Consider the following 18,970-nt stretch of genomic DNA (forward strand, 5'->3'; position numbering starts at 1 on the left):
CTGCACTGGGCATGGGTTTCTACTTTCCTGTCAAGAGTCGGATGGGGCGGGGACGCTGCTGCAAGACCCGGTCGGCCCAGGAACTGACCGAGTCGCGGATGGACTCGACGGACTCCCACACGTCGGGGTCGTTCACGTCCACGAAGTCCTCGGGGCCGAGGAGCAAGATCTCCCTGGCTTTGTGGACCAGTCCGAAGTAGCGGATGGTCCAGTCCGCGTGAGGGTCGCGTTCCTCACGGCCGACGAGCTCGTCGAGCAGGGCTTCGTCCGCCCTGGGGGCCGGTCGCATCTGTGCGCGGACGTAGCGCGCGACGTCCTGGTCTTTCAGGACTTCCCGCACGGTCGGTTCCCGCAGCACGGCCAGCACTGCCGCCGGACTCTTGGTCAGCTCGGCCAGGACGGCCTCGCGGACCTCTTCCCGGTCGAGCTGGGCCACGATCTCGGCGGGAGGCTCAGTCCCGCCCGCCAGGCCCAGTGCCAGGCGGAACTGTGACGCATCCAGTGAAACGGGCCACCCCGCCCGCTCGGCACTGCTGAGCCGTTCGGTCAGCAACTGGATTCGGCGCGCCCGCTCTTGGGCGTCGGTGACGCAAGCGGTGGTCACGCACTTCCACGGGACATGAATGGCGGAGGCGAGCAGCCGTTCGCGAAGTGCGGTTCCGGCCAGGCGTGTCACCCGCAGGTACGTCTCCAGTGTCTCCGTCGCGTACCCGAGCTGCTGGGCCAGCCGTTTCAGGGCGGCGGCTTCGCCCGGCGGTGCCCCGTCGGTGATCTCGGCACAGACGTCACCGAGACCGAAGCGGGCCGCGAGCTGTGCCCGGGACGCCCGGATGTCCGTCTCTGCGAAGGTCCTCGCGCGTCTGAGCTGATCCTCGGTGTAGCCGGGATCGCTGGTCCCGGCTGGCTCGATCCATACGTTCTCCATGGCTGGGGACCGTAGGCGGTCCCGGCCGCCGTGCACGCGGCCTGTCCCCGGATCGGACCAGGCGAAATGCCTGCGACCACGAATCCTGCCGAACCGTGTGCTAAGCGCTGGACCGGTGACGCGGCCGTTTGACTGACCGTGCCGCATGCCTTGAATCTGCACGTCGTCGTAGTCGGATTTGCAGTGAGGCGTACAAGATGAGCACCGGAGCGAGCTTTCCCCTGGGCCGGGATTACCCGTCAATTCCCGAAGCAGATCTGCCGGAGGGCCTGTTGGCCCTCTTCGACCTCACCGAGTCCGAGGTCGAGCTGACCCTGGCCAAACGCGGGCCGCAGAACCGCTTGGGCTTCGCCATCCAGCTCACCTGCCTACGGGTCCTTGGCCGGTTTCCCAAACCGCAGGAGATCGCTTCTCTGCCGCGGCCGGTCGTAGAACACGTGGCGGCCCAGCTCGACATCAGCGACGGCCTGACAGTCCTGAGTATGTACGGCACGCACGACGGGCTGACGCGGCGTCATGCACAGGAGATCAGGTCGGCCTGTCACTGGAAGCCGTACGACAAGGGCGAGGCAGCGCTGAAGAGCATGCTGGTGTCGCGCGCCACGTACACGGAGGAGGGAGTCAGGGCGCTCCTGCGGCGCGCAGTCGCCTGGCTGCGGGTGGAGCGTGTCGAGTTGCCCAGCGAGCGCGCCCTCACCGACCTGGTCCGAACGGTACGAGGGGAAGCCGACCAGAAGATGTGGCAGGCGCTCCTGGCCCCGTACGCGGACCGGCTATCCGAACTCGATGGCCTGACCGCAGTCCCGGACGGCGAGCGAAAGTCACAGCTGGCTGAACTGCAGCGCGGGCCGGGCAAGCCAGCCTGGGCGAACCTCGAGCGCGCCTTCGAGCGGAACAACGCGGTGCAGTTGCTGAGGCTGCCTCCCGTGGACCCCCGGGTCTTCTCCCCGCGACGCCTGGCACATCTCGCCCGGTTCGCCGCGAACCATGAGGCGCAGAGGGCGAAGCGACGCGCCGCGACGGTGGCCGCAGTTGGCCGCCTGACCGAGACCGCCGCGGACGACGCGGTCGACATGCTGGTGCACCTGATCGCCAACGACCTCATCGGAAGAGCGCGACGCAAGACCGACAAAGAGCGATCCGCGATCTTCCCCGACCTGGCCTACGCCGCCGCCGTCATGAGAGAGGTAGGCAAAGACCTGCTTGCCGCGCGACACGGACAGGTAGACACCGCCACGGGCGAGATCATCCCGCCTGTGGCAGACACCATGACGCTGGGCGAATTCCTCAACCAGCGTGAGGACCTCGCCGCGTTCGAGGCAGCGGTCACGGTGGCCGGCGAACTGGCGCCGGCGATGGGATCGGACTCGGACGAGGCACGCCGCGCCAAAATGATCGAACGGATCGATCTCCTCAAGACATACCTGCCGCACATCGTCCAAGGGTTGGCGTACCGGCCTGGCACGCCGGAAGCCAGCCGAGTCCTGGATGCGCTGTGGTCGTTGACCGAGCTGATCGATCACCCCGCCATCAGCCGCGCCGAGGCCGATGAGAGCCTGTTGACCGGGTCCTGGAAAGAACTCGCTCTCCGCGCGCCGCACCTGGCGCCCGACACGGTCGACACCGCCGCCTACGCCTTCTGCGTGGTGGAGCGGTTCTATTCCCGCCTCATGCGGCGCGAAATCTTCGTTGAAGGCGCATCGAAGTGGGGCAACCCGCAAGCGGGCTTGCCATCGCTGGCGGAGTGGGTGGCGCTGCGGGCCTCGGTAGCGAAGAGCCTGGGGCTTCCACTGGACGCGGCCGACCACCTGAAGCGACTTGGCCACGAACTCCACACCAAGGCCCATGCGATCGCCCAGCGCCTGCCGAAAGATCGTCAGATCCAAATCGGTGACGGCGGCCGGCTCGTCGTGTCCACCGCGCCTCTTCCGCCAGACCCCCGGCTACGCAAGGTGACCACGGAACTTACGGGCTGGTTGCCCAAGGGCGACCTTCCCCAACTCATCCTGGAAGTTCTCACGTGGACCCGAGGCACCGAGGTGTTCACCACACCAAGCGGCGAGCCCCCACGTCAAAGCAACTTCGATATCACCCTGTCCGCCGCCCTGGTCGCCCTGGGCTGCAACGTCGGTGTGGAGGCCGTCGCCGGCAACGTCCCCGCACTAGACAGGAGGCACATCACCTACGTCATCGACAACTTCCTGCGACCTGATCGTCTGGAAGCGCTTAACAACCGTCTGCTGGCACGGCAGTCACAGCTGATGGTCGCCGCAGCGTGGAACGGCGGCCACATGGCATCCGTGGAGGGCCAGCGCATGGTCGCGCCACCGAGCGCCATCCAGGCCCGCCCATCTTCCCACGGCGCCGCCCACGTCACCCATCTCACGCTTTTGTCGGGTCAGGCCATGGGGCTCACGAACGATGTCGTTGCCGGATCCGTTCACACCTGCTTGCACGTGCTCGATGTCCTCAATGACCGCCGCACCAGCGCCCTCAAGGCGACCAGCCCCCGGAGTCAGAACCCTGATCACAACCCGCAGAAGATCGTCGCAGAGGGCGGCCCGCACCAAGAGATCATCTTCGGCCTGCTCGCGCTCTCCGGCTACATCTACACCCCCACAGCCGCCGACGTCACCGACATGACCCTCGCCCGCATGGACACCGCCTCCGGCGAGGACTACGGCCCCCTGCAGCACGCCACCCGCAACCAGATCGACACCGTGCTCATCGAACGGCACTGGGACGAGATGCTCCGTCTCGTCGGAGCGGTCCACCTCGGCCGCGTGCGATCCGCAGACGCGATCCGCATGGTGGTCCGTAACGGCACCCCCACGTCCTTGGGTAAGGCACTCGCCCACTACGGGAAGATCTTCAAGACCGCACACATCCTGGACCTCATCGACAATCCCGATTACCGCCGTCAGATCGAAACGCAGAGCAGCCGCCACGCCCAACGCCACGAGCTGGCCGCGAAGATCTACCACGGCACCGAAGACCGCCTCCACCGCTACCAGACCGGAATGGAGGAACAACTCAGTGCACTCGGGCTGATCGTCAATATGGTCGTACTCTTCAACACCGCCTACATCGACTTGTTCCTCGCGAAGAAGACCAGCCACCTAAGGCCCGTTCCCGACGAAGTCGTCCGGAGCCTGTCTCCCTTCCTCTATCGGCACATCCACATGAAGGGCCGCTACGCCTTCGAGATGCCCGAACTCTCCGATAGCTCCATGCGGGCCGTGGAGGAGCTGGACGACGGACCTGACGGCATGACAGGCGACGGCACCAACGCCAGCTGACCTACGGCACCCCACCTCGGCTCGGTGACAACAGGCAGCGGTTGCGCCGTCAGCTTCCGGCCGCTTCACATCAACCCGAGCTCAGATGGGACAGCTGAGGTCCCATCTGACCTGCGCCGATAGGTGCTATCGCACGGTTCAGCAATATTCGACGTCGCAGCCTGAGCCAGCCTATCGGGCAGGTCGAGGAAGCCGTCGGGGCCACCGGCGGCTGGAAGTCGGTGGTCTGTGCGAGCGCGTCGTCCTCACCCTTCGTGCCACAGGCAACGCTTGGAGATCTGTCCGACCGACAGGTTGGAAGGACCGCGTGCAGTGTGGTCAGAACAGATCCGTGGCGTACCGCCCTGAACCGGCGAGAGCGCACGCTGCCGTCCACGGTCCGGGCGCACGCGACGCGGGCGACGAAGGTCGTTTAGCCGCAGAGCGTCGCCCGTGGCGGCACGGCGAGATGAGGCAGTTGTATTCGGTGGACTGCCGTACGCGCTTCAGTTAGTCGTTTTCACCTGCGTGGCCTGGCGCCGATGTTTCGGCCAAGGCTTGAATGAATCCTTGAATTACGTCTAAGACGTGGCGAGGTAGCGAATCATCCCCTCATAAAGGCCCGGGGCAGCGGTCCGGGCCTTTACGTGTGCAGTCGCCTCCCGTGATATTGCCCGGCCCTCGTGCAAGGGGCGTCGGTGTGGATCGCGGGAGGGGAATCGATGGAGCAGGCGCTTAGAAGGCGCCTGCTCTGTCTTCGCGTTTCCTGGCCGCCGAGGTGCAGGTATGGGTGTGTTCGGGCAGATCGCCGACAGCAGACACATTGAGTCCCATACGGACTGGATTAACTTGGCGAAGGAAGCAAACCTAGAGCGGTCTCGGGAAAGCGGAACCTGCTCTCTGCGTATCAACCGGGACCGCGAGAGTTGCGTCGCGGGCGCAACATAGCCGACGATCGCCGGTTGGCCAAACCGGCGTTTCTCCAGATCATTGAATTGCCAGGGGATGCCGACGCGTCCCGATGTGTCGTATGAGGAGTCATGTAGTTTGTCGAAGCTGGCAATAGGCGAATCGTCCTTGCTCTCTGCGGACCATGTTCGCTCACTTCTGAAGTGGATCCAGGAGGCATCTTCGGGGGCCGTTTTCCCTTTCCTCGCCTCTATGGCGGGCACCGCGCTCTCGCCGGGCGAAGCAGCCTCGGTTCGGGTGCAGGACGTGACGCTCCCGGACGGGGAGTTCGGGGAGATGCTGGTCCGTGCCGGCGAGGGCCGGAGGGTTCCTGTCTCCCCGGACATCGTGAATGTGCTGAGGCGTTGGATCGACGAGGCGGATTTGGAAGCCGAAGATCTGCTGTTCCCGGCCGAGCGGGGTGGGCCGTTGGCGTCCTCCGAGTACAAGAGGGCGTGGAGGCAAGCTCGCCAAGCGGTGCTGAGCCCGGACGAGGTGCAGGCTGGCTTGGGGGAGCAGCTCTCCAGCCTGCGCGACTCCTGTCTGGACCGCTGGCTCGAGGCGGGCGTTCCTGCATGGGGCGTCGCCGAGTGGGCTGGCGTGAGTGCGAGCTGGATTGTGCTGCGGTACCCGCACCGCTTCAGGCTGGAAGACATCGAGATCGACTGGGACCACCTGGAAGAGGTCCTCCGCATTCCGGACAATCCCGAGCGGTAGTTTCCCGTCCCGCGCGCGCTCCGACTCACGCTCCGAACGCGGGAGCACTGCCGTATGTATCCCGAACGCCGGCGGTCCACGTTTCATGCGGTCGTGTCACATGGCTCGGCCCCTCAGTGATCTGGTCCCACTGCCCTGACAGGGCCGGTTGACCTGCGCCGTGGACCGCCGACAGCCCGGCTGAATGAATTCGCCTGCTTGGCCTTTCCCTCCCTGTTTCCGAGGACTCGCGCATGCCTGCCCGTTTGCTGTCGATCCCCGCTGTCGCCGCCGCCCTGGATGTCGACCGCCGCACCGTCTACCGCTTCATCGCCGCCGGTGACCTCCCCGTCGTCGACCTGCGCACCGGGACGGAACGATCCCGCGTCCGTGTCCCTGCTGCAGGGCTGGAGGAGTTCATCGCCAGGAGGTTGCTTGGTTCCCCGCGCCCCCGTCGGTGATCTCTCGCCCCCAGCCCAGCCCTCACCGCTTCCTAATAAAGGAGTAGTACCGCGTACCTGCGCAAATTGAAGTCCGGCAAGTGGCAGGCGACCGTACGCAACCGGGCCGGAGACCGGTTCAGCGAGTCCTTCCCCCTCAAGGCCCAGGCGCGGGCCTGGGGCATTGAGCTGGAGACCCAGTTCACCCGCGGAGGCATGCGCGACCCGCGGGCCGGCGAGATCGCGTTCCGGGAATGGCACGACCGATGGTGGAACGCCCGCATCGTCGAACCCCACACCCTGCGGGGCGACGGGTCCAGCATCAAGAACCACGTCATGCTCTACTGGGCGGACTGGGAAATGCGAGCCATCACCCGCATGGACGTCCAGAGCTGGATCCGCTCCCTGGTCGAGAAGGGCGCAGGCCCCGCCGCGATCAAGCGGGCCTACAACCTGACGTCGTCCATCATGCGCGCGGCGGTCGACGACGATGTGATCGCGGTGAGCCCGTGCCGCAGCATCGACCTTCCGCCCATCGCGATCAAACCGCCACAGTGGTTCACACCCGACCAGGCGCAGAGCATCCTCGACGGACTTGCCCCCGCCTGGCGGACGATGTGCCTGCTCGGCTTCTACACCGGACTGCGCTGGGGAGAACTCTCCGGCCTCCACCGACACCGCATCGACACACGCCGCTCCCGCCTGTTCGTGGTGGAGGTCAATACCAAGAGCGGCATCAAGGAGTACCCCAAGAGCTCCAAGAGCCGCCGGGAGGTCCCCCTCCCACCCCACGTCCTGGAGGCCCTCGAACGCCACATCCACCGGCTCGACCGCGACGCAGTGGTCTTCACCACCATCACCAAGGGCCGCTCCGGGCGCCTACTCGCCGACAGCAACTGGCGTCGGCAGACTTGGTGGCCCGCCGTCGAGGCCGCCTACCACTTCGGTGACGACGGTGAGTTGCAACTCGTCCCGCACTACCCACCGCACTCCATGCGCCACACCTGCGCCTCGTGGCTGGTCCAGAGAGGGGTCTCGCTCTACGAGGTCCAGCACCTTCTCGGCCACGAGAGCTTCCAGACCACCCAGCGCTACGCCCACCTCCAGCCGGACGCCCACAAGGCCGTCCTCGGAGCATGGGAACGCATGGAAACCCCGCTCACCATCGTCGCATGAACGTTCCTTCGCCCTGTCCTCCACGGACAGGGCGAAGTTGTCTCCTGGCTGGGCAGGGCCGGATCACATCCGCGGGCGGTCGGGCCGTCGTCGGGAAGAGTCCAGCGGCCGTCGCCGTGACGATCGGTCCCGCCGACATCTCCACCGGTGGGGTGCGGACGACCGTCGAGGCCCTTCTCGGCTTCGGTGAGAACGCATTGGCGCCGCAGCGAGACGGCATCGGATGGAATCTGCGCGTGCCACGCATCCTGCTCGCCGCCGTGCGCGGGGCCGGACTCGTGGTGTGCGGGGCGGTGATGCAGTCCCTGCTCCGCAATCTGCTGGCTAACCCGTTCGTGTTCGGGGTCTCCTCCGGCTTGTCCATGGGAGCGGTCGCCGTGGTCGTCCTGGGAATGGGCGGAGGCGTCGTGTCCCGGCCAGCGGGTGCCTTCCTCGGCGCGTTGCTCTCCTTCGCTCTGGTTCCGCTGCTCAGCCACACCCTCGGCGGCAGCACCGACCGGGTTGTGCTCTACGGGGCTACGGCCATGTAGCGGTTCTGCGCGCTGACCTCCTTCGTCGTGCTGACGTCCTCCGACGCGGAGACCGCCGCTGGACTCGGGGTGCGGGTCGCGCGAACCAGCCTGGTCCTGCTCTCGGCGACCGCGCGGCCCACCGCTGACCATCCCACTGGATGTAGCAAGGGTTGTAGTGCTTCGGCTTCAGCGTTCCGAGTCCAGGGCACCGAGTAGCCCGTGAGCGCTGGCCAGTGAGAGTGCGTCAATGAGGTCCAGGCACCGTTTGCGTAGCTGCGGAGGGCTTTGGCGGTACAACTTGAGGACAATCGATACCAGGTAGTAGCCCTCAGCTGCCCGTCGGGTTCTGATATCGCCGATTTCGTTGCCGCCGATCCGAAGGACGCGTTCGCAGACGTCGATAGCGATGGTCGGCAGGATGCCGGTGTGTTGGTGGAGGGCGAAGGACAGGTGCTCGGAGTTGGTCGAGAAGGCCGTACTGTCCATGAACGCCTGGATTAGTTTGTCCGCTTGCCCTGGTGGAAGGTCGAAGACGTCGCGCAGGGCGTGCGAGGAGTTAGCGCGTGTTTCTTCGTCTAGATCGTTCAGCAATTCGGTCAGAAAGAGCGAGTTGCCTGGTCGCTGGGCGAAGACGGCAGCCGCACCTCGACGTGCCTCGACGCTCAAATCCTGCGGATTGGAAGGGAGTCCGGCGAGGGGCCATCCGTTCAAGAGAGCGACGGCCCAGGTCTGACCTGCGAGTTCCGCTGCGGTGCCTTGGCTACGAAGCGCGCGCTTCAAGTGCGGTGCGAAGCGGTCGGGCGCGTGGGACAGCGCATTGATGAGCAGACGTTGAGAAGTGGTGGCGTTGTGCACGTCAGCGCTTGGATGGCTGAACAGGCGGTCGGCGGTGTCCAACCCGTTGTCCGGTGCATGGTCGATGAGACTGCTCACCGCTTGCGCCGCGCAGACGCGAACCGCTAGGAGACGGTCATCTGCCAGACGCCCAGTGTGTTCGATGAGGAACTGCCGGTGCTGATCTTGGTGGCGAAAGAGCGCGGCCAGCGTGATCGCTGCCCTGCCGCGCTTGGAGTTCATGCCGGCGGTCAACAGGTCGCCGACTTCGCTACCTGTCTCGGTCGGGTCGTGGTCCGGATCGGAGTCGGCGGCGTAGCGGCTGAGGATTGTCGCCAGACCAGGAGTGAACAAGCCCGGTGTCGATTGCAGAGTGTTGCAGACAGCGTGAGCGATTTGCGTGCCGGCGACGCGGTCTGCGTGGGCCACCAGTGCCGTCCAGCGGTCGGTGGTGACGTGAGGGGCGACGCTCGTGATGATGGCGTTGAGATAGACGGTTGACGCGGCACTGTTCAGCGTGAGTGCCAGATCGCAGAACCGGTCAGGCTCGGTTTCGGCACAACCGCGCAGGACCTCGGCAAGTTCGAGAGGGCCGCCGCGACCGAAGGCAGGGCGGTGGTCGGGCCTGGCGTACTTCGTGAAGGCACGGCGCCAGTGCTCGTCGGTCATGTGCCGGGCTGCCTCCGGCGTGATAGGGGAACCGACAAAGGACACGGACACTGCTGCAGGTGGCGCAGGGGGTTGATCAGGGAATCTGCGCTCCCACTGAGCCAACCGGCGGCGCGCCGCGTGACTTTGGCGGAATTTCGGGATGACCGAGAGCAGTTCGTATTGGGACCGGCCCCACCAGCTCGGGCGGTCTTTGCGCGGGAGTTCCCAGGGCGGTTGGTGGTCGAGCAGGACGGCGATCAGACGGTTCAGGGTCGCTTCGCCGCAATGAGGCGAAGCGGACTCGATGAGCTCTCGCGTTGCCCAGCGTGGGCTGCCGCTCCAGCCGAGGCGTAGGTTGCGTTCGTTGGAGAGTAGCCAGTCGATGGCTTCGTCGGGGCGCCCGAGGACCGCGTACATGCGGCACACGAGGAAGCGCAGTTCTTCCGGTTCCTCTGCAGACCAGGGAGTCAGGTTGCGCAGGGCGGCGTCGGTCGCCTCGGGAGCTATGGCGGGAAGTGCACGCAGAGAATGGTCGAGGTTGTTGAACAGGGACTGATCGACGCCATGGCCGCCCACGGAGCGATAGGCCCAGTGGCCTGTTGGCGTCTGGCGCTTGGTGCTGCTCGCCCTGGCCACCTCGATGACGAAGGACAAGACCGCTTCTACGTATGCGTGGGGCTGTGCTATGGCGATTCCCGAGAGTACTTTGTCCGCGGTTTGCGAGTGCACCGGCAGGTGCTGGGAGAGGAACGGGTCTCCGGAACCATCGGCGGCCGCTAGGGTGGCACCCCGGCGGAGATAAGCGCCGACGAGACGGGCAGAGCCGACGGGGTCCGTTTCGACGAGGCCGTAGAGAACAGACCAGAAGTCGCTGTTGACGGCTATCGGCCCACGTAGCTGGTCCAATTGACCCGAGTCGACAAGACCTATTGCCAGGTCGATGAGTCCCGGGGCGAGCGACCACTCGATGAGAGTTTCCAGGCGCCGCTGCCATTCAGGCGTCGTGGCGATGAAGGGGCTTACGAGCTCGGCAGCCCGCTCGGATCGTTCACGGGCGGCGGTCAGCAGGCTGCCAAAGACTTCATCGACTGTGTTGGCTGAGCCGAGCCAGGTTTCCCAGCGCCGATCATGGTCGGCAGCATCGAACCACTGGGGCCGGGAGAGTAGCCCGCGCACCTTCGCGGCCGAGGTCGCCGTACTGAATGCGACCGTCTCGACGGCCTGCCAGTCCTCGGGCTGAGCGTCCAACTGGCTGAGCACACCGATGACTACATCATGCAGGTGGGGGCGGATCTCTGCTGAGTTCAGGAGTCGGGCCACGGTGGTACGGAACCGGTCACGGTCGGTGCCTGCGAGGTGCTCCAGGAGCTGACGGGTCTGTGCCCGCCGGAACAAGTACTGGCCGGATGCTGCCAAGAAGTCGTGAACGTCTCGGCCGTCAGCCAGGAAGGTCCGTGCGAACAGGTAATCGAAGTACGTCTCGTGGAAGAAGCCGATCTTGCCGTGGTCACGGAGCAGGACAGCTTCTGACTCCAGGGCCGCTACTTGGTGTATTGAGAAGGCGTCAAGTACGGAGGTCGGAGCCTGGAGCACTTCATGCTGGCTGAGATAGGTCGTCAGAGTACTGGTGATCTCTGACCAATCGAGGGCGCCGAGCCGTTGCTCGACCCTCCTCCGAACCTCGGGGGTGTACTGCTCGTACAGCTGTTGCAAGGTCTGAAAGGGCAGGGCGCGGGCTGCCGGAGACAAGCGGCTGAAGATCGACAGGTGCAGGGGCGTCCTCAGTAGCTGGAGCGTGGTATCACTCATTTGCTCAGGGGTATCGCCTGCAGCGGCGAGTACCTCCCGTACCGCGTCCTCCTCAAGGACGTCGAGCGAGAACCGCTCCACGCGTCCCTGGTGCGACACCAGATCCGACAGCCTCGGATCGTTGGAGATGTCGACCGTACGGACGGCCATGAGCACTTTGACGTTCGGAGCAACGGACAGCTCTTCCAGCACATCCTCGACGGCATCGTATGCATCCGACATGCGTCCGCTGTATGCGCTGACCGCATCGAGCTGGTCGACGACCAGTAGGGCCGGCCTCTCGTCAGCGACCCCTGCCAGCAGGACAGCGGGCGAGTCCGTGACTTGCATCCGCTTACCCAGCGCCTTGGCCGTCTGGACCGTCGCGTCCATGCGATCCATGCTGACAGCGGCAGCTGGCCAGCCGAGCTCCGTCATACGGGCCAATACGTCCGCGACAACGGTCGACTTCCCCGACCCCGCGCCGCCTTCGCAGACCACGATCTGCGGACCACCCTCAGCATGTAGCCGCTCACACAACTGTGCCGACTGAGGCTGCGGTGCCAGCCCGAATGTCGGCTTGGTCTTGGCCACGCGTCTGGCGAATCGTTTGACGGTCGCGTCCAGGGCCAGGTGCGTGCTGGGATCCCCCGGAAGCAGGCGTGGGCGCACACCCGGGAGGCCGACCAGATGGTCCCGGATCTCGACCGCTGTCACTCTTTGATGGAGTCGGTCGCCCAGGTAGCTGCTCAGCTTGCTGACGATCATCTCCGTGTCCCCGACGAAGAGACGCTCGTACGTCACCGACACAAGTCGCTGCAACGCTTCCGGGGTCAGATGCTCCACGTGCACGCGGCGCAAGTACTGCCAACCGGTCTCCTGATCGGAGGGCTGCTCCTCGAACGTCCAATTGCTGATCACGGACGCGAAGTCGGCCGGCTGCTTCTGAGTGAGGATCTCCTCGAACTCATCGAAAGTCTGCGCAGCACGAGCACGCGTGGCCAGATCCTTCAGCTTGGGGCAACCGGTCGACAACACCAGCCGGACCCGTTTGCCCACTTCGATGTGAGCGTTGACTGCTTTGAGGATCTTCCCGACCCTCGGGATGCTCCACTCACCCTGAGAGGGCACGTCCTTGACCTGCTCGCACCACGGGCCCGCAGGTTCGTCGATCTCAAACTCGATGCCTTCGCCAGCGCTTCCCGGCGGCTCCAGGCGGATCGCGGTTGCCTTGCCCGTGAGTAGGTCCGCCACGCGGAGGGCGGTCCACCAATCCTCGTACTGGTTTCCCGCCTTGTCGGCAGAGCCGCCCGGCAGCCCCATCCCGGCCCACCCCCGTTAGTTGTCCACCCGACACCGCTATCGACTCTAGACGCCCCCACTGACACGGGAGTCAAACGGTGCATGCCGTGCATCAGGGGATTACTCGAGTCTAATCCGGAGGTGCTGCGATGCCTGAACCGTTCCGGGTTCGGTAGCGACCTCAGATGTTGGTTGTGGCCTGGGGTTTCGTGGTTGCTCGGTAGTGGTTGTTCTCGTATTCGACGGGTGGGACGTGGCCTATCTCACCGTGGACTCGTCGGTGGTTGTACCAGTCGACGTACTCGGCGGTGGCGAGTTCGACGTAGGGCAGCGTCTTCCAGGGCTGTCGGGGCTTGATCAGCTCGGTCTTGAAGAGGCCGATCGTGCTTTCCATCAGGGCGTTGTCGTAGGCGTCGCCGACCGATCCAATCGAGGCGGCGATGGCGGCTGCGTCCAGGTGCTCGGCGAGCCGGAAACTTGTGTACTGCGACCCGGCATCGGAGTGATGATCAACTCTCCTGGTCGGACGGGGTGTTGGTCGCGGTCGCGCTGCCAGATCGCCATCTCCAGGGCGTCCAGCACGAACAACGTTTCCTTCACGGTGGCCGCGGACCAGCCGACGATCTGGCGGGAGAAGGTGTCCACGGCGAAGGCGACGTAGACAACGCCAGCCCAGGTCTTCACGTGGGAAGTCCGCGACCCAGCAGCGGTTCGGGGCGACGAAGTCGCGGTCCAACAGGTCCGGGGCCCGCTCGACCTGTCCGCCGGGAAGCGTGGTGATCATGCGTTTGTCGCGGACCGCTCCGGCGATGCCGAGCTCGCGCATCAGGCGTTCGACGGTGCAGCGGGTCACACGGTGTCCCTGCCGGTTCAGCTCGCGCCAGACCTTCCTCGCCCCGTAGACACGGCAGTTGGCATCGAAGACCTTGCTGATCCGCTCCTTCAGTTCGATGTCCCGCATGGTCCGGGCGGACGGCGCGGTCCGGCGTTTGTGGTGGGCGTAATAGGTGGCAGGGGCGATCTTGTAGTCGTGCATCGTCAGCACGCGGCAGATCGGCTCGACACCGCCGAAGCGGTCCCGGTGCTCGTCGATGAACGCTACGAGCGCGTGTGTGGCCGGTCGAGCTCGGCCGCGAAGCAAGACGCCGCAGCCTTCAAGATCTCATTCGCCCGCTTCAGCTCGGCGTTCTCCTTCTTCAGTCGCTTCAGCTCGGCCGACTCCTCTGTCGTGATGCCCGGACGGCCGTCGGCGTCGACCAGGTCCTGCCGCACCCATTTCCGCAGCGTCTCGGTCGTGCCGATGCCCAGTTTCTGGGCGGCCGCTTTCATCGCGGCCCACTCGGTGTCGTACTCCGGCCGCACCTCGGCGACCATCCGCACCGCGCGACGGCGCAGCTCAAGCGGGTACTGGGAAGGACGTGCCATGACTCGATCCTCTCAAATGATCGAGTCTCCATCGAACCCGGAACGGTTCACCCGGCCGCCTTGCGGCGCACCAATCTGGTGACTTGCGGCTGCCCTGTCCAGGGCAGGGGACAGCGGCAAGACGGGGTTGTCAGTGCCTACTACTAGTTGTTGCGGGGCATGGAGTTGTTGACGCTTATGCAACAGGCGGGGGGATGAGTTCCGGTCGTGTCCTGGGTGAGCTCCTGTTCTGCCTGTGCAAGTCTGCGGACCGCCTGGGTGAGTTGATCGGTAGGGAGCGTGTACGGCAGACGGATGTTGCGTTCGAACGCGCCTCCGATGTCGAATCGTGGTCCAGCTGCGATCGTCACCCCGTGGTCGGGAGCGATGGCTGCCAGCCGCGAACTGCTGGGTTCGGGGAATGTGGTACACAGCGTCATGCCCGCCGGCGCCTAGCGGGTGATCACCGGCACGGGTAAACCATCTCCCTCGGGGGCAATCTTGCGGGCGGCGACCTTGGTGAGATTCGGGTCGGCGAGCTCGCTTCGAGAAATGCCTGGTGACGAGCCGATGAGTCCGTCTAACGTTCTGCTGTGACATCAAGTGATTACATTCTCGGATTCGTACGTAAGGCGCTGGATGAGTTCGACGAGCGTCCCCTAGAGGTATCGGTCCGGCGTGCTGTGCGGATCGCGAACTTGATGGGCGACACCAAGTACGCGATCCGCCTGTCGCTCGAAATCCGTCCGACTGGTGGTGACCGGGAGACCAACGGCGAGATGTCTCGCATGTTGATGGCGGATCCCTCGACCTGGGGGTCGGGTACGAGTCCTTCTGAGCAGGCCCTCAACCAGTACATAAATGACCGGAAGTTCACGCGGGACGACACCGGCCAGGAAGTGGTAGAGGTTCACACTCTGGGTGAGATCGAGTTCTGGGATCAGGAGCTCCATGAGCTCAAGCAGGACGGGGAACGCTTCGACTACGCGAGAGACCTTGCGTCCCGGGAGCGGACCGGGAAGATCGTTGCCAGGACCCGGCACCTCACGTTCGCCCTGCTGTGTTCGTGGGAACGGCGCCTGGGTTACACCAGCATCAACGAGTCCATCTTCGGCGGCTACCGCGTCAAGGTGGACAAGCTCCTGGCCGAAGGCGTTCCCGATCTCCTTCAGCAGTTCAACGCGGTCTACCGGCGGCTCCAGGAGGCAGCCGAGACGTCCCCCGATCGGGATGCTGCGGAGGAGCTTTCGCAGGCCATCACGACGTGCCGCCGAATCCTCAAGGCTGTCGTCGACCACGTACTGCCGCCGCAGGACCAGCCGTCGGACACGGGCCACCCCTTGGACGATGCCCACCACCGGCACCGGCTGTTCGAGTTCACCAAGCGGGCCATCGAGAGCAAGTCGAACAACAAGCTGACGGACGTCATGATTGCTGGCCTCTACGATCGGTTCGTCGCGGTAGACACGATGACCAACAAGGGCGTTCATGCGGCCGTGGCCTGCGAGACAGCCAGCCTGTGTGCACTGAACACCTACATCATCTGTGGCGAGATCATCAGCCTGCATGACCTTCCTGGCGCCGCTCCCGACGCCAGCTGATCTAAGTCGGCGGTCCGCTGGGATCCTCCGGCGGACCGCGGTCGATCCGTAGCGACCAGTTTCGGGGATGTGGTTCAACGCAGTCGCTGATGTGCGCCATCGGTGATGCCTGGCACGAGGCGTAAGGCCCGCCTTTTCGGGGTGTGTGGCGAGTTCCGCGTCGACGGACGCCATGGTGTATAGCGCGACGTCGACGGTTTCGGCCCGTCTGGTACCGAACTGGACCTCGACCGGCTGCGGGTAGCGGACCTCTCCGAGCCGCGTCGATGAACTCGTGCATCCCGCGAGTGAGCTGAATCCGGACGTTATCCCAGACCAGAACGGCAGGGCCGCCGAACTGGCCGGAGACGGACCGATCCTGGGCCACCGCGGTACGTTGGGCGAACCAGTCCGCGACGCAAAGGCCGGGCCGCCGGCCGCCCGCTACTCGGCTACCTCCTGAGCTGAGGCAACAGCGCTTGGCCTCCCACTCACGTAACCCCGGCGTAACCTGCTCGGGAGCACGGACCGTGGGGATGCCCTTGGTTCGGCTCCATGCGCCGCGGGAAGAGGGAGGGCCACGCATGGTGAACGACGGGCTGATGGAGACGGCCGCACTGATGGCGATGCTCGGCGAGCGCGCCACCGTGAACGTCCGACTGGCACTGGTCGCGTACGAACAACAGTGGCAACTGCACCATGGCCAGGTCACCTTGGACGACTACGCGCCATTGGTGGAGCGAGCCTGGCGCTACAGCGCGGCGACCTTCCTGGAACTATGCCTGCCCGGTCCGGTGGTCGCCGCACTGCTGGGGGGCGATGATCAGGACGTTCACGGGGTCCGTGTCGTTTCCCCCAGTCCGCCGTTCTCCAGCGCCTCCACTTCTCGGCTGCGCGGCCAGGAAGAGTGGGGCCGGATGACGACGCCGTGGCCACGAACCGAGTGGACCATCAGCCGGGATGCCAACGCCATTCAGCCTGGCCACGGTCTGTTGGTCGGGGATGGCCCTTCCTTCCTGAACTTTGACCAGGCCCTCAGCGCCTTCCTCCACCAGCGTCCCCACGAGAGCACCGCGGACCGCTCGGACCTGTGGCGCATTGTCCTGCCGCAGCGTACGGGCTGGTTTCCGCGGATCACTATCGGGCCTGACCTGCTGACGGCCGACGTCGACGGCGAGGCCCTGGACGACGCGGTACTGGAGCTGAGCTGGGCGGCGGGCAACCAGTCCCAGCCGGTCGACGGTGCCGGTACCTACCGCTTCCCGCTGCCTCAGGGACTCGCCCCCGACAGCCTGTTGATGCTCCGCCGTAAGGACCAGTCGCTGGACTGGCGTCACTTCCCGGCTCCCGCGTACGGGCGCACCCGCGATGCCTCGGTCGTCTGGGAGCAGCCCGGTCCTGAACTGGACCTACTCTTGGCGAACGGGGAGGGAAAGCACCTGGAGTGCAAACGAGAGGTCCCGGAGAGCGAGTCGCGGAAGAAGATGCTCAAGACCATCGCCGCCTTCGCATCGCAGGACGGCGGCACCATCCTGATCGGAGTCCAGGACGACCTCCAGGTCGTGGGCCTGCCCGAGGAGTCGAATGTAGACAAGCAGGTCCTCCAGGTCGTTGGCATGATCCGGGACAGTCTGGAGCCGGTGCCGTCCTATGAGACACGCGTGATCGACCACGATGGAATGAAGGTCCTCGCCATCGAAATCTCCAGCCGCGGCCAGATGCACGCCTACCGCAACGGACAGCGCCTAGAGTTCTACGTTCGTGTCGGCCCGAACACGGTGCTTGCGCGCCATCATGAGATCGCTGCGGGATTCCAGCAGGCTCCGACCGTTACCAGGTTCTGAGAATTGGCCGCACCCGTCGTTTACCGTCAGGTCGCGGCCTACTTCAGTCCGAGCGCGGCCAGCGCCCGGAGTATATCGGCGGTGAGTTTCGCGCCAGCTCTTGCCATTACTGCTGAGCCAGTCGGGGAACTGTCGCAAGTTCGACTCCGTGTAAAGGCAGTTGGCGGCGAGGATCGTCGCTATGGTGGATGTCGAAGCTGGGGCGTAGCAGGCGGCGGGGGCTGCCGACCCCCTGATACGGCGCGGAGTGCGGTCAGGTGCCCATGACGGAACGCCGCAGCGGAGGCCGAGGGGTTGGAGCACCGCGGGGACGACCAAGGCGAGGCTCTGGGTGGCGATCTTGTCGGTCGCGCTTGCCGTCGTGGGAAAGGTTGATAGCTGGGAGGCCGGCGATCCGAGGCGACCTGGCGCAGGTTTTGGACATGGATTGTCAGTGGCCCCTCCTAGCATGATGGTCATGCCCGCCAATCGTCCCGCCATTCCCAGCGAGTTGGACCGGCGCGTCCGTGTCGAAGCTGGCCATCGCTGCGCAGTGCCGGTTTTCCGTGTTCCCGTCATCGAAATTGCCCACATCCGACCCTGGTCAAAGGTGAAGCGACATGAGTTCGAGAACTTAATCGCCCTCTGTCCAAATTGCCATACACTCTTCGATAAAGGCCACATCGATCACAAATCCATGCTCCAGTATAAGGCGAACCTGAACCCTTTCTCCCCGTACGCTCTCGCGGCGCATCCTGATTACATTGACTTCTTGCTGGCCTACCAAAAATTCCATGTGTTCATCGAGGTGTGGAATGCTGCGACTCTAGCGTTTCAGGAAGCAAAGAAGCGAGGTGTCTCGGCCAGCGAGCTCAGGCTCAGATTTCAAGCGATCGGCCATGCGGCGAAGGAGGCAAGTTGTGCGGAGTTCTGCTTCATGGCGCTGTCACCCGATGGCGTGAAAAGGCTGTCTGCTCAGATTCTGAGGGTGACCATGCGGAGCGCCTGCAACGCGACGGGCGGGCCAGTTCCTGTCGAATTCCAGGATGACGAAAAGATCTCTGGTGGTATCTCTGAGGCGTGGAAAGCTCTGCATTACGAGATCCATGAGGCGGTCAACAAGCCCGCCCGAAAAATGGTCAGGCTGATGTCGACATGTCCACAATATGTGGACGAGTTCACCCATGAAAATGAGTGATGGGTACAGGGCTATCGAGGATGGCAGCGGCTAACGCAATGAGTTGAGTTGGTGGTGGGTGATCAGGTAGTAGGCGAGCTTGAGGAAGGCTTCGCGGATGTCGGCTCGTCTTCCCCGGCGGATGCCGAGTCGACGGAAGCCGTGGAGCCAGGCGATCGTGTGCTCGACTACCCACCGGTAGGTGTCCAGGCCGGTGCCGCGTGTTGTGCCTCGGCGGACGATGCCGCGGGCGCGGACCTGGTCGCGGTAGATGTCGTGGTCGTAGCCGCGGTCGGTGAACAGCGAGTCCGGCTTGCGGTGGGGGCGGCTTACCCGACCGGATCTCTGGGATCGCGTCGGGCAGGGGCAACAGTTGAGTGACGTCGTTTAGTCGGTTTCGTTTGGATCAGTCGGCTGATCAGAGGAAGGTCCCTGC

Annotated in this window: 9 protein-coding genes and 3 pseudogenes; 8 read left to right on the plus strand and 4 right to left on the minus strand. The window is 64.9% G+C overall.

Going from position 1 to position 18,970, the window contains the following annotated elements; all coding sequences use genetic code 11:
• Positions 1-19: 19 nt before the first annotated feature.
• Positions 20-925 carry a hypothetical protein gene (locus IF655_RS10890; protein ID WP_199583934.1) on the minus strand — a complete coding sequence of 302 codons (906 nt, stop codon included), beginning with the start codon at positions 923-925 and terminating at the stop codon, positions 20-22.
• Positions 926-1,122: 197 nt separating this feature from the next.
• Here IF655_RS10890 and IF655_RS10895 point away from each other — a divergent pair, with 197 nt between their 5' ends.
• From IF655_RS10895 to IF655_RS10915, 5 genes and pseudogenes are all read left to right on the plus strand, one after another.
• Positions 1,123-4,224 carry a Tn3 family transposase gene (locus IF655_RS10895; RefSeq protein ID WP_199583935.1) on the plus strand — a complete coding sequence of 1,034 codons (3,102 nt, stop codon included), beginning with the start codon at positions 1,123-1,125 and terminating at the stop codon, positions 4,222-4,224.
• Positions 4,225-5,208: 984 nt separating this feature from the next.
• A complete protein-coding gene (locus IF655_RS10900; protein ID WP_242488665.1) occupies positions 5,209-5,868 on the plus strand; it encodes a tyrosine-type recombinase/integrase in 660 nt (219 codons plus the stop codon).
• Positions 5,869-6,101: 233 nt separating this feature from the next.
• Positions 6,102-6,308, plus strand: coding sequence for a helix-turn-helix domain-containing protein (locus tag IF655_RS10905; RefSeq protein WP_199583938.1), 207 nt, complete (start codon positions 6,102-6,104; stop codon positions 6,306-6,308).
• Positions 6,309-6,374: 66 nt separating this feature from the next.
• Complete coding sequence (locus IF655_RS10910) at positions 6,375-7,463, plus strand: site-specific integrase (RefSeq protein ID WP_199583940.1); 1,089 nt, start codon at positions 6,375-6,377, stop codon at positions 7,461-7,463.
• Between the two features lie 44 nt (positions 7,464-7,507).
• Positions 7,508-8,119, plus strand: a pseudogene (locus IF655_RS10915) (iron chelate uptake ABC transporter family permease subunit); the annotation flags it as partial.
• Between the two features lie 42 nt (positions 8,120-8,161).
• Here IF655_RS10915 and IF655_RS31095 read toward each other — a convergent pair.
• Together IF655_RS31095 and IF655_RS10925 are read right to left on the minus strand one after the other, a co-directional pair.
• The gene (locus IF655_RS31095; RefSeq protein ID WP_242488666.1) at positions 8,162-12,571 is read right to left on the minus strand and encodes a hypothetical protein; all 4,410 of its coding nucleotides are present in this window, start codon (positions 12,569-12,571) and stop codon (positions 8,162-8,164) included.
• 160 nt (positions 12,572-12,731) lie between these two features.
• A pseudogene (locus IF655_RS10925) lies at positions 12,732-13,975 on the minus strand (IS3 family transposase).
• A gap of 572 nt (positions 13,976-14,547) precedes the next feature.
• Here IF655_RS10925 and IF655_RS10930 point away from each other — a divergent pair.
• From IF655_RS10930 to IF655_RS10940, 3 genes are all read left to right on the plus strand, one after another.
• Positions 14,548-15,555 carry a hypothetical protein gene (locus tag IF655_RS10930; protein WP_199583942.1) on the plus strand — a complete coding sequence of 336 codons (1,008 nt, stop codon included), beginning with the start codon at positions 14,548-14,550 and terminating at the stop codon, positions 15,553-15,555.
• Positions 15,556-16,118: 563 nt separating this feature from the next.
• The gene (locus IF655_RS10935) at positions 16,119-17,378 is read left to right on the plus strand and encodes a helix-turn-helix domain-containing protein (RefSeq protein WP_199583943.1); all 1,260 of its coding nucleotides are present in this window, start codon (positions 16,119-16,121) and stop codon (positions 17,376-17,378) included.
• A 457-nt stretch (positions 17,379-17,835) separates the two neighbouring features.
• Entirely contained in the window at positions 17,836-18,555 is a 720-nt protein-coding gene (locus tag IF655_RS10940; RefSeq protein WP_199583945.1) for an HNH endonuclease signature motif containing protein, read from the plus strand.
• 30 nt (positions 18,556-18,585) lie between these two features.
• Here the strand turns inward: IF655_RS10940 and IF655_RS10945 are convergent.
• Positions 18,586-18,922: pseudogene (locus IF655_RS10945) on the minus strand (transposase); the annotation flags it as partial.
• Positions 18,923-18,970 lie beyond the last annotated feature (48 nt).

It is taken from the genome of Streptomyces sp. DSM 110735, from assembly GCF_016482685.1.
GTDB lineage: Bacteria > Actinomycetota > Actinomycetes > Streptomycetales > Streptomycetaceae > Streptomyces.